The following is an 11,051-nucleotide window of genomic DNA, read 5'->3' on the forward strand; positions in this document are numbered from 1 at the left end:
CCGTGGAAGGTCACGGTTGTGTCGCAGGAGGGTGACGACGGTCGCCTGAGCCCGGGTTGAAAGACGCCGTGTGCTCCGTACCGTTCGACAGCGGGTTCACGACGACACGCCGGACCGGTGTGTGCGGGACCCGACACAACCCGGAGCCGCCGCGCCGACGCCCGTCCAGCGGCCCCGGGTCTGCAGCCCCGAGACGAAAGTGGCGGACCGGACGGGCGCGAGGAACGAGAGGCCCTGGGTGCCGCGAGCACCCACGGGCGGTGAGGCCGCGTGGAACCGGCCGTCGACCCGCTCGCGAGGCCCCGCCCGCGCGGCGCGGTACGGAGAGAGGTCATGGCTCGGAACACCGAAATGTCGCTGACGCGCGCCCTCGGACGGCGAGCGGCGCAGTTCGTGCTGGTGGGTGCGATGGCGGCGACCCCGCTCGCGCTCGGCACGGGCATCGCGTCGGCCGACACCGACTGGGACGAGCTCGCCCAGTGCGAGAGCGGCGGCGACTGGTCCATCAACACCGGGAACGGGTTCGGCGGCGGGCTGCAGTTCACCGACTCCACCTGGGAGGCGTTCGGCGGCTCGGGTGCCCCCGAGGACGCCAGCCGGTCGGAGCAGATCCAGGTCGCGGAGCGGGTCAAGGCCGAGCAGGGCATGAACGCCTGGCCGACCTGCTCGAAGAAGACGGGCAACACCGACGACTCCGCGAACACCGGGTCGAGCTCGTCCTCGTCGTCGTCGTCGTCCTCGGACTCCGACTCGAGCTCCTCGGACTCGGAGGACTCCTCCGGTGCCGAGAGCATCTCGGCCGAGGGCGCGAGCGCCAAGGCCCAGCCGACCGCGCCGGCCGCGGGCGGCGCCTACACCGTGGCCAGTGGCGACACCCTCAGCGGGATCGCCGCGGCCCACGGCACGTCCGTCGCGTCCCTGGCGCAGGTCAACGGTCTCGCCGACCCGGACACCCTGGCGACGGGCCAGCAGCTCAAGGTGGGCTGACCGCTTCCCCCGAGCACCTCGACGACCCCGGTCCTGCCCCGAGCTGGACCGGGGTCGTCGTCGTTCGGGGGTGCGTGTGGGCGTGGGCGAATGGAGCGAACGCGCTGTTCGCGGCCTCTACGCGCACGAACTCCCCGTTCGCACGGTTGTGAAGCGCGACACACCTCTCAGCGACGGGCCGTAGCGGCCTCTCGCGCTCCGTCACATCGAGGCCCGAGAGCTGCGCGTTCGTCACCCGTTCGTGACCTCGGCACGGTTTCACAGAGCTGAGAGCCACCGGCCGTGCTCGCCCGCCGAGATCTACCGTCGTGGCGTCGGCCCGTGCGGCGGTGCCGACCGGAGCCCGCGCGCCGCCCTGTCCGGCGGGCCCCGTCCCCCGCAGCAGCGTGCCCGGACAGGGCCCCGACCGCCGGTGCTCCCGCCGTCCGCTCCCCCTCGCGCGACGGCCCGGCGCGGGGACCGGCGCGGCCTCGTGGAGATCCGTGGACATCGTGCGTCCCGTGCTGCCCGCAGCACCCGCAGCCCCCGCCCCGCGGGGGCGGCACCGCGCCCCGCGCCGTCCCGGCCGCCTCGGTCGGGCCACCCTCGCCGTCGTCGCGGCGGGAGCCCCCGTCGTCCCCGCCGCGCTCCTCGCCGCGCCGGCCGCCCACGCCGAGACCGACTGGGACGCCCTCGCCCAGTGCGAGAGCGGCGGCGACTGGGGCATCAACACCGGCAACGGCTTCGGCGGCGGCCTGCAGTTCACCGACTCCACCTGGCGCGCCTTCGGCGGCTCCGGCCAGCCGGAGGACGCCAGCCGCTCCGAGCAGATCCGCGTCGCCGAGCGGGTCAAGGCCGAGCAGGGCATGAACGCCTGGCCGACCTGCTCGCGCAAGACCGGCCAGACCGACGACTCGCCCAACAGCAGCGTGCCGTCCGCGGACGAGGAGTCGTCGAGCTCGCCGTCGGAGGACGACGCCGGCAGCGCGGGTCGCGACGCGGAGGACTCCGGGAGCGACGCCGAGAACGGCTCCGGGAGCGATGCCGGGAGCGATGCCGGGAGCGACTCCGGCTCCGAGACCCGCCAGGTCCGCGGCGCGACCCCGTCGGCGGGCAGCTACACCGTCCGGGCCGGGGACACGCTCAGCTCGATCGCCGCGTCACACGGGGCGAGCTGGCGCTCGATCGCGCAGGCCAACGGCGACGTCCTCACCGACCCGAACATGATCTTCCCGGGTCAGACGCTGTCGATGGGCTGACGCCAGACCCGGCGGCTCAGGGGCAGTTGACCCATTCCTCGGTACCGTCGGTGAACTCCTGGCGCTTCCACACCGGCAGCTCGCGCTTGACGGCGTCGACGAGCTCGCTGCAGGCGTCGAACGCCTCGCGGCGGTGCTCGCCGGCGACGGCGCAGGCCAGGGCGACGTCGCCGATCCCGAGCGGGCCGACGCGGTGGGTCACGGCGAGCGCCCGCACGCCGGGGAACTGCCCGGCGACGTCCGCGGCGACCTTCGCGACGACGGCGGCGGCCGTGGGGTGACCCTCGTAGTCGAGGGCGGTCACCCCGCGGCCGTGGTCGTGGTCGCGCACGACGCCGGCGAACGTCACCACCGCGCCCGCGGCCGCGTCGTCGACCAGCGCGGCGTGCTCGGCGACGTCGAGGGGCTCCTCGGTGACGGTCGCGCGCAGCACGCGGGCGGTCTGCGACGGTGCCGTCGGGTCGGGCTCCGCTGCGCTTCGCGTCCCGCTCACTGGTGGTCCCCTCCCAGGATCTGGTCGACGGCGTGGGCCAGCACGGGCTCGAGCACGGCCAGGCCGTCGCGCACCCCGCCCGGGGAGCCGGGCAGGTTCACCACCAGGGTGCGCCTGGCCACCCCGGCCACGCCACGTGAGAGCACCGACGTCGGGACCTTGTCCGCCCCCGCACGCCGGATCGCGTCGGCGAGGCCCGGGACCTCGTAGTCGACGACCGCGCGGGTCGCCTCCGGGGTGGCGTCGGTGGGCGCGATGCCGGTGCCGCCGGTGGTGACGACGACGTGCGCGCCGTCGGCGACCGCCTCCCGCAGCGCCGCGGCCACCGGCTCGCCGTCGGGCACGACGACGGGGTCGGGCGTCGTGAAGCCCATCGCGCGCAGCCAGTCGACGATGATCGGCCCGCCGCGGTCGGTGTAGACGCCCGACGCCGCGCGGTTGGACGCGGTGACGACGCGGGCGCGCCGGGTGGGGTCGTTCGGGTCGGTCGGGTCGGCCGGGCCGGCCGGGCCGGCCGGCTCAGCGTCCGTCGGGGCGGGTCCAGACACCGGAGCGTCCCCCTTCCTTGCGCTCGAGGCGCACGCCGTCCAGCGTCGCCGCCGGGTCGAGGGCCTTGATCATGTCGTGCAGGGTCAGCCCGGCCACGGCCACCGCGGTCAGCGCCTCCATCTCCACGCCCGTGCGGTCGGCGCTGCGGGCCGTGGCGGTGATCGTGACGTGGTCGTCGGCGACGTCGAGGTCGACGGTGACGCCGGCCAGCGGGATCGGGTGGCACAGCGGCACGAGGTCCGGCGTGCGCTTGGCGCCCATGATGCCCGCGACCCGGGCCACGCCGAGCGCGTCGCCCTTGGGGACGGTGTCGTCGCGCAGCGCCGCGGTGACCTCGCGCGTCGTGCGCACGACGCCCGTCGCGGTCGCCGTGCGGCGCGTGACCTCCTTGTCGCCCACGTCGACCATGCGCGCCGCGCCGGTCGCGTCGACGTGGGTCAGACCTCCAGGACCGGGACCGTGCTCACTCATCCGACGTCTCCACGGCGCGCGCGGTCTCCTCCCCGAGGGCCAGGGCGTCGCCGACGTCGACCGGACCCGCGCCCTCCTCCCGGACGCGCTCGGCGACCTTGCGCACCGCCCCCGCGACGGCGGGGGCGACGGTGCTGTCGAAGACGCTCGGCACGATGAACAGCGGGTTGGGCTCGGCGACGACGTCGGCGATCGCCGCGGCGGCGGCCAGGAGCATCTCGTCGGTGATGCCCCGGGCGTGGGCGTCGAGCAGGCCCCGGAAGATGCCGGGGAAGGCCAGGACGTTGTTGATCTGGTTCGGGTAGTCGGAGCGTCCGGTGGCGACGACCTCGGCGTGGCGCTGGGCGATCGACGGGTCGATCTCGGGGTCCGGGTTGGCCAGCGCGAACACCACGGCCTTGTCGGCCATGCCGGCCACGTCGGCCTCGCGCAGCAGGTTCGGCGCCGAGACCCCGATGAAGACGTCGACGCCGGGCACCGCGTCGTGCAGGTCGCCCGTGCGGCGCTCGCGGTTGGTCTGCTCGGCGACCCACTCCAGGCTCGGGTGCAGGCCCGGGCGGTCGGGGTGGATGATCCCCTCGACGTCGACGGCGATGAGGTCCGCCGGCGCCAGCGGCAGCAGCAGGCGGATGATCGCCGAGCCCGCGGCGCCCACCCCGCAGACCACGATGCGGCAGTCGTTCATCTCCTTGCCGACGACCCGCAGCGCGTTGCGCAGCGCGGCGAGCACGACGACGGCGGTGCCGTGCTGGTCGTCGTGGAAGACGGGGATGTCGAGCGCCTCGCGCAGCCGCTCCTCGATCTCGAAGCAGGCCGGTGCCGCGATGTCCTCGAGGTTGATCCCGCCGTACACCGGCGCCAGCAGCTGCACGGTCCGGATGATCTCCTCGGTGTCCTGGGTGTCCAGGCACACCGGCCACGCGTCCACGCCCGCGAAGCGCTTGAACAGCGCCGCCTTGCCCTCCATCACCGGCATCGCGGCCGCGGCGCCCAGGTTCCCGAGACCGAGCACGGCCGACCCGTCGGTGACGACCGCGACGGTGTTGCGCTTGATCGTCAGGCTCCGCGCGTCCTCGGGGCGCCGGGCGATCGCCTGGCAGACGCGGGCGACGCCGGGCGTGTAGGCGCGGGAGAGGTCCTCGCGGGTGCGCAGGCCGACCTTCGCGGTGACCTCGATCTTCCCGCCCAGGTGCACGAGGAACGTGCGGTCGGAGACGTTGCGGACCCGCACGCCGTCGAGGGCGTCGAGGGCGTCGGTGATCTGGTGGGTGTGCTCCTCGGAGAGGGCGTTGCAGCTGATGTCGACGATGATCGAGTCGGTGCGCGACTCGACGACGTCGAACGCCGTCATGACCCCGCCGACGCGTCCCACGGCCACGGCGAGGTCACCCGCGGCGGTCGCGCTCGCCGGCGCCTCCACGCGTGCCGTGATCGCGTAGCCCGGTCCGGGAACGGTCATCGTCCCGCCTCCTCCCGTGAGGTCCACCGCTGCAGGTCGTCGGGGGTGTCGAGGTCGTCGGGCACCGCGACGTCACCGATCTCCACGGCCGCCACGTCGTCCCGGCCCCGCAGGAACCCCCGCGCACCGGCGTCGCCCGTGGCCGCCGCCCGCACAGCCTCCCAGTGCGCCCGACCGAGCAGCACCGGGTGCCCGGCGCGCCCGGCGACCGCGCCGCGCGCGAGCACCTCGGGGCCGTCGGCGCGGGCCGCGACGCGCGCCAGGGCCTCGCGACCGATGCCCGGGGTGTCGACGAGCGCGACGACCGCCGCCACCGCGTCCGTGCCGCTCAGGGCCTCCAGACCGGCACGCAGCGAGGCGGCCTGGCCCTCGGTGTCCCAGCCCGGCGCGGGCACCCAGGCGGTGCCGTCCGGGAGCAGCTCGGCGACCTCGGGCAGGCCCGCGCCCAGGACAACGACGACCGGGTCGAGCCCGGCCCCGCGCAGCGCCCCCACCGCCCGGCGCACCAGCGGCTCCCCGTCGAGCTCGACGGCGGCCTTCGGCCGGCCCATCCGGCGCCCGCCGCCCGCGGCGAGCAGGAGGCCCGCGACCGTCATGATGGTCCGGCTCCCCTGTCGGCGTGCTGCGTCGACCGCTGCGCGTCCTGTCTGCTCAGCTGCTGCGGTTGATCTCGGTGACCGGGTGCTCGTACCCCAGCTGGTCGGCCGGCAGCGGGAACTGGGTCTCCCCGTACGGCGACGGCGAGCCCTGGGTCGGGGCCATCAGCTCGGTGATCGGGTGCCCGCCGTCGACCTCCGGCCACCAGGGGTCCTGGCGGGGCGTCTCCTGGGACTCCACGGCCCCCGCCCCCGACTGGTCCTCGCTCGCGCGGTGGTCGGCCATCTCGCTGGCTCCTCACTGGTGGTGCGTCGGGCCCGCCCGGGTCGTCCCCGGTCGACAGGGCCCCAGTCTGCCGCACCTCGGGGGTGCCCGCGGGAGAGCCCGACTACCGTGGGAGCGATGTCCGGCCGGACCCTCCTGGAGCACCTGCGCGCCCAGGACGACGACACCCTCGGCGCGCTGCTGCGCGCCCGCCCGGACCTCGCCCTGCCCGCACCCGCCGACACCGGGGTGGTCGCCACGCGGGCGAGCGTGCGGATGTCGGTCGGCCGGGCGTGCGAGGACCTCGACGCGTTCACGCTGCAGGTGGTCGACGCGCTGCTCGTCGTGCGCGCCGACGAGGCGCCCGCGGCCGTCGGCGACGTGCTGGCGCTCCTCGGCCCCGACCGCGCCGACGCCGGGCACGCCGCCCTCGCCGACCTGCAGACCCGCGCCCTCGTCTGGCCCGACGGCTCGACCGTCGAGCCCACCCTGCCGCGCGCCGACGCCACGGCCACCACGGGGCTGCGCGCCGTGCCCGCGCTCCGCGAGGTGTCCGTGCGCTACCCCGGGGGGCTCGGCCGGCCCGCGCCGGAGTTCTCCGCCATCGCCACCGCCGACGACCCCGCGACGATCGTCGATGCGCTGCCCGCCGACGAGCGCGCCGTGGTCGACGCGCTGTCCGCGGACGGGCCGATCGGGCGCAGCCGCGCGCAGGGTCCGGGTGCAGGGGAGCACGCCGACAGGGGGCCGGTCGGGCGCCTGCTCGCCGCGGGCCTGCTGCACCGCGTCGACTACGAGACCGTCGAGCTCACCCGCGAGGCCGCGCTCGGCGCGCGCGGGGACCGCCCGCTCGGCGACGTCCCGCTCGCCGACCCCATGCCCGCGCCGCGCCACCACCGGCCCGGCGACGTCGACGCCACCGCCGCCGGTGAGATCCTCGAGCTCACCCGGCGCGCGGAGGCCGTGCTGACGGCGTGGTCGGCGGCGCCGCCCGCGGTGCTGCGCTCGGGCGGCCTGGGCGTGCGCGACCTGCGGCGCGTGGCCCGCGACCTCGGGCTCACCGAGCAGGACGCGGCGCTGCTGGTCGAGGTGCTCGCCGGCGCGGGGCTCGTCGCCGTCTCCGAGGGTGCCGACGCGGCCTGGACGCCCACGGTCACCGTCGACCGCTGGCTCGCCTCCGGCCCCGACGTGCGGTGGGTGGCGCTGGCGCGCGGCTGGCTGGAGACCCCGCGGGCGCCGTCGCTGGTGGGCGAGCGCGACGTCGGCGACAAGCTCATCGGCCCGCTCTCCGACGAGGCCCGCCGGCCCTGGGCGCCGGCGCTGCGTCGCCGCGTGCTCGACCGGCTCTGCGAGTTCGACGACGGCGACGGCCCGCCGAGCGCCGACGACCTCGTCGCCTCCCTGGCCTGGCGCGCACCGCGCAAGGGCGGGCGCCAGCGCGACGAGATGATCCGCACGGTGCTGCGCGAGGCGACGGCGATCGGGCTCGTCGCGCTCGACGCCGTCACGTCCGCGACCCGCGAGCTGCTCGTCCCCGTGCGCGGCCCCGGCGACGACCCGGACGCGGCCGCCGCGGCGGCGCTGCGCCGGGCGCTGCCCGACCCCGTGGACCACGTGCTCCTGCAGGCCGACCTCACCGCGGTCGCCCCCGGGCGCCTGGAGCCCGAGCTCGCCGCCGCGCTCGACCGCGTCGCCGACGTCGAGTCCGCGGGCGGCGCCACGGTGTACCGGATCAGCGAGGCCTCGGTGCGCCGCGCCCTCGACCTCGGGCAGACCGCCGCCGACCTGCACGAGCTGTTCGCCACCCGCTCGGCCACCCCGGTGCCCCAGGGCCTGACCTACCTCGTCGACGACGTCGCGCGCCGCCACGGGCGCCTGCGCGGCGGGGCGGCGGCGTCGTTCCTGCGCTCGGAGGACGAGGCCCTCGTCGCCGAGGTGCTCGCCCATCCCCAGGCGGAGCGCCTCGAGCTGCGGCGGATCGCGCCGACCGTGCTCGTCAGCCCACAGCCGCTGGTCGACGTGCTCGCGGCGCTGCGGGAGGCGGGCCTGTCACCGGTCGCCGAGGACGACGTCGGCGGCGTGCTCGACCTGCGTCCCCGCGGCCGGCGCACCCCGGCCCGCCGCCCCGAGCGGGCCGTCGGCACCGCCCCCACGCTCTCCGAGGACCAGATCACCGCGCTGGTCGCCCAGCTCCGCGCCGGCGACCGCGCCGCCACCGCCGCCCGGGGCCGCGTCACCGGCGCCGGATCGGGGCGCACCGCGGCGTCGGCCACCGTCGCCGTGCTCGCCGAGGCGGCACGGTCGGGACGCGCCGTGTGGATCGGCTACGTCGACGCCCACGGCACGGCGTCCCAGCGCGTCGTGCGCCCCCTGCGCGTGGGCGGCGGCGTGCTCGAGGGCGTCGAGGACGACGGCGAGACGAACGGCGCCACGGTCGGCGGGGCGCCGCTGTCGTTCGCACTGCACCGCATCACCTCGGTCAGCGTGCTCGCCGACCGCTGACGCGGCGTCGGGGGTCAGGCCCGGGCGCCGACCGCCCAGACCTGCATCGCGTGCTCCACCAGCGCGATGAGCGCCTGCTTCGTCGACTCCCGGTCGCGGGCGTCGACGGTCAGGATCGGCACCGACGGGTCGATGGCCAGCGCCTCGCGCACGTCCTCGAGGTCGTGGCGCAGGATGCCGTCGAAGCAGTTGACGCCGAGCACGTAGGGCAGCCGCCGGTCCTCGAAGAAGTCGACCGCGGCGAAGCAGTCGGCGAGGCGCCGGGTGTCGGCCAGCACGACCGCGCCGATGGCGCCGCGCACGAGGTCGTCCCACATGAACCAGAACCGGTCCTGCCCGGGCGTGCCGAACAGGTAGAGGATCAGGTCGGAGTCGAGCGAGACGCGGCCGAAGTCCATGGCCACCGTGGTCGTGCGCTTGTTCGGCACGGCCGACAGGTCGTCCACGCCCGAGCTGGCGTCGGTCATGACGGCCTCGGTCGTCAGCGGGTCGATCTCGGAGACCGAGCCCACGAACGTCGTCTTGCCGACCCCGAACCCCCCGGCCACGACGATCTTGGCCGACGTGGTGGTCGGGACCGGCTCGGCCGCGACCGCTGCGTCAGAGCCGTCGAAGTCCACTCAACACCCTTTCCATCAACGCCAGGTCCGGGACGTCGCCCGAGGTCGAGGCGGTCTGGTGCACCACGACGGTGCCCTGCGAGGCCATGTCGCCGATGAGCACCCGGGCCACGCCGAGCGGGATCGACATCATCGCCGCCACCTCCGCGACCGATCGGGGCTCGCGGCACAGCTCGGCCACGGCACGGTGCTCGTACCGGGGGATCCGCGACGGGTCGCGGCCCGCCTGGCCGACCGAGACCAGGGTCTCGACGGCGAGGTCGTAGACCGGGCGGGTCCGTCCGCCGGTCCAGGCGTAGGGACGCACGATCGCGACGTCCTCGGCGCGCTCGCCCGGCGGCTCGGGGTCGGGCAGCTCGTGCCGCGGTGGGCCCGGCTGCGGGACACCGTACGGCGCGGTCTGCGGCTCGCCCCCGGGCAGGGCGTGGGCCCCGTCGGGACCCCCGGCCACGCCCTCGCCGTAGAGGTAGCCGTCGGGGGCGACGGTGCCGCCGGTCGGCGCGCCGGGGACGACGTCGGCGTCGTCCCCGTGCCCGGTCGGCGCGGCCTCCGGCGGCGTCTCCTCGGGCTCGGCGGCACGCCGTCGCCGGAAGAGCCCGCGGCGTTCACCGCGGGCCTTCGGCGGCGGCCCGCTGATCCCGTTGAGGACGTCGGCGAAGGACTCGCCGCGGTTGTCGCTCACCGGTCGTCACCCCCTCGACACGGTCATCGCACCGCTGACCCCTGCAGCTCGGCGCGGAGCTCGGGGGTCAGCAGCTGCCCGACGCGGTCGACCAGCAGGGTCATCTCGTAGCCGACCAGCCCGATGTCGCAGTTCGGGGCGGCCAGCGTCGCGAGGCACGACCCGTCGCTGATGGACATGAGCAGCACGATCCCCCGCTCCATCTCGACCACGGTCTGGACGACCTCGCCCGCCTCGAAGCAGCGCGCCGCGCCCTGCGTGAGGCTGATGAGGCCGGACGCCACCGCGGCCAGCTGGTCCGCCCGGTCGCGCGGCAGCCGGTTGGACGCCGTGAGCAGCAGCCCGTCGGCCGACACGACGACCGCGTGCGCCACCCCCGGCACCCGCTCGGCGAAGTTCGAGACCAACCAGCCGAAGCGGCTCGGCTGCGACTGGGCTCCGGTCACTGCTCCTCCTCGTCCCCGGGACGGGCCGTCGGCGGCTCGCCCTCGGTATCGGCCGGTCGGGCCGCACGGGTCGTCCGCCCGTCGGCCACACCTCGCTGATAGCTCGCCAGTCGTCCGCGGATCGCCTCGGCGCTGCGACGCGGGACCGCGGGCGCGGGACCGTCGCCGGGCGCCCCGCCGGGGCGCGCGGCCCCGGGCACGAGCTGCGCCCGCGGACGGCGCCGCGGCAGACCCGCCTCGGTCGTGCCGCCCGCGCTCACCCCGGCGTCGAGGGCGTCCGCGCTGGCCGCCGCCGCCCGCCAGCCCTCGTCCCCGGACGTCGAGGCCCACTCGGCCTCGTCGGGCCCCGCCGACGGCGGCGCCTCGCGGAACCACGCGGACGCGACCTCGTCGTAGATCGGCGTCCGCTCCCGCTGCGGGATCCCCGCCCGCCCGGGCAGGCGCTCCGGGACCGCCCGGCCCGGGGTGCGGCCACCGTTGCGCGGGTGGCCGTTGCCCTCGGTGGACGGCGCCGTGGACGGCGCCGGGTCGAACAGGCGGTCCGGTCCGGCCGGCATCGCCGACGGCGGACCGAACGGCGCCGGGGGGCCGTCCGGGGCCTGCGGGCGGCGCGCCCGCGACGGCAGCGGTGCCGGCGCCGCCGGGTCCGGGGGCGCCAGGCCCTGGGCTGCCTGCTCTTGGGCTGCCTGCTCCTGGGCTGCCTGCTCCTGGGCTGCCTGCTCCTGGGCTGCCTGCTCCTGCGC

At 76.5% G+C, this 11,051-nt stretch carries 10 protein-coding genes and 2 pseudogenes; 3 read left to right on the forward strand and 9 right to left on the reverse strand.

The window, feature by feature from the left end; all coding sequences use genetic code 11:
* Positions 1-333: 333 nt before the first annotated feature.
* Positions 334-987, forward strand: coding sequence for a LysM peptidoglycan-binding domain-containing protein (locus PGB27_RS27760; RefSeq protein WP_274203690.1), 654 nt, complete (start codon positions 334-336; stop codon positions 985-987).
* 482 nt (positions 988-1,469) lie between these two features.
* The gene (locus PGB27_RS27765) at positions 1,470-2,225 is read left to right on the forward strand and encodes a LysM peptidoglycan-binding domain-containing protein (RefSeq protein ID WP_274203691.1); all 756 of its coding nucleotides are present in this window, start codon (positions 1,470-1,472) and stop codon (positions 2,223-2,225) included.
* 16 nt (positions 2,226-2,241) lie between these two features.
* On the opposite strand, the pseudogene PGB27_RS27770 reads toward PGB27_RS27765, so the two are convergent.
* The 5 genes and pseudogenes from PGB27_RS27770 to PGB27_RS27790 form a co-directional block, all read right to left on the reverse strand.
* Positions 2,242-3,185 (reverse strand): annotated as a pseudogene (locus PGB27_RS27770) (molybdenum cofactor biosynthesis protein MoaE); the annotation flags it as partial.
* A gap of 52 nt (positions 3,186-3,237) precedes the next feature.
* Positions 3,238-3,738 carry a cyclic pyranopterin monophosphate synthase MoaC gene (gene moaC, locus PGB27_RS27775; protein WP_274203692.1) on the reverse strand — a complete coding sequence of 167 codons (501 nt, stop codon included), beginning with the start codon at positions 3,736-3,738 and terminating at the stop codon, positions 3,238-3,240.
* Entirely contained in the window at positions 3,731-5,197 is a 1,467-nt protein-coding gene (locus tag PGB27_RS27780) for an NAD-dependent malic enzyme (protein ID WP_274203693.1), read from the reverse strand. Before PGB27_RS27780 ends, moaC begins: the two co-directional genes overlap by 8 nt.
* A complete protein-coding gene (locus tag PGB27_RS27785) occupies positions 5,194-5,793 on the reverse strand; it encodes a nucleotidyltransferase family protein (RefSeq protein ID WP_274203694.1) in 600 nt (199 codons plus the stop codon). The genes PGB27_RS27780 and PGB27_RS27785 overlap by 4 nt, the downstream gene beginning before the upstream one ends.
* 55 nt (positions 5,794-5,848) lie before the next feature.
* Positions 5,849-6,079: a hypothetical protein gene (locus PGB27_RS27790; protein WP_274203695.1), complete on the reverse strand. Its 231-nt coding sequence runs from the start codon at positions 6,077-6,079 to the stop codon at positions 5,849-5,851.
* 117 nt (positions 6,080-6,196) lie between these two features.
* Between PGB27_RS27790 and PGB27_RS27795 the strand changes: the two genes are divergently transcribed.
* A complete protein-coding gene (locus PGB27_RS27795; RefSeq protein ID WP_274203696.1) occupies positions 6,197-8,560 on the forward strand; it encodes a helicase-associated domain-containing protein in 2,364 nt (787 codons plus the stop codon).
* Positions 8,561-8,574: 14 nt separating this feature from the next.
* Here PGB27_RS27795 and PGB27_RS27800 read toward each other — a convergent pair whose 3' ends face one another.
* The 4 genes and pseudogenes from PGB27_RS27800 to PGB27_RS27815 all read right to left on the reverse strand — a co-directional run.
* Complete coding sequence (locus PGB27_RS27800; protein WP_274203697.1) at positions 8,575-9,180, reverse strand: GTP-binding protein; 606 nt, start codon at positions 9,178-9,180, stop codon at positions 8,575-8,577.
* Positions 9,161-9,862: a DUF742 domain-containing protein gene (locus tag PGB27_RS27805; protein ID WP_274203698.1), complete on the reverse strand. Its 702-nt coding sequence runs from the start codon at positions 9,860-9,862 to the stop codon at positions 9,161-9,163. Before PGB27_RS27805 ends, PGB27_RS27800 begins: the two co-directional genes overlap by 20 nt.
* Positions 9,863-9,885: 23 nt before the next feature.
* Positions 9,886-10,308: a roadblock/LC7 domain-containing protein gene (locus PGB27_RS27810; protein WP_133825801.1), complete on the reverse strand. Its 423-nt coding sequence runs from the start codon at positions 10,306-10,308 to the stop codon at positions 9,886-9,888.
* Positions 10,305-11,051, reverse strand: a pseudogene (locus PGB27_RS27815) (hypothetical protein); the annotation flags it as partial. The gene PGB27_RS27810 and the pseudogene PGB27_RS27815, both read right to left, overlap by 4 nt.

This window comes from Actinomycetospora lemnae, assembly GCF_028737315.1.
Taxonomy (GTDB): Bacteria; Actinomycetota; Actinomycetes; order Mycobacteriales; family Pseudonocardiaceae; genus Actinomycetospora; species Actinomycetospora lemnae.

Excerpts from the sequence above, each read along its gene's own strand:
- PGB27_RS27795 (WP_274203696.1), top strand. The coding sequence starts at position 6,197 with ATGTCCGGCCGGACCCTCCTGGAGCACCTGCGCGCCCAGGACGACGAC.
- moaC (WP_274203692.1), bottom strand. The coding sequence starts at position 3,738 with ATGAGTGAGCACGGTCCCGGTCCTGGAGGTCTGACCCACGTCGACGCG.
- PGB27_RS27760 (WP_274203690.1), top strand. The coding sequence starts at position 334 with ATGGCTCGGAACACCGAAATGTCGCTGACGCGCGCCCTCGGACGGCGA.
- PGB27_RS27785 (WP_274203694.1), bottom strand. The coding sequence starts at position 5,793 with ATGACGGTCGCGGGCCTCCTGCTCGCCGCGGGCGGCGGGCGCCGGATG.
- PGB27_RS27780 (WP_274203693.1), bottom strand. The coding sequence starts at position 5,197 with ATGACCGTTCCCGGACCGGGCTACGCGATCACGGCACGCGTGGAGGCG.
- PGB27_RS27790 (WP_274203695.1), bottom strand. The coding sequence starts at position 6,079 with ATGGCCGACCACCGCGCGAGCGAGGACCAGTCGGGGGCGGGGGCCGTG.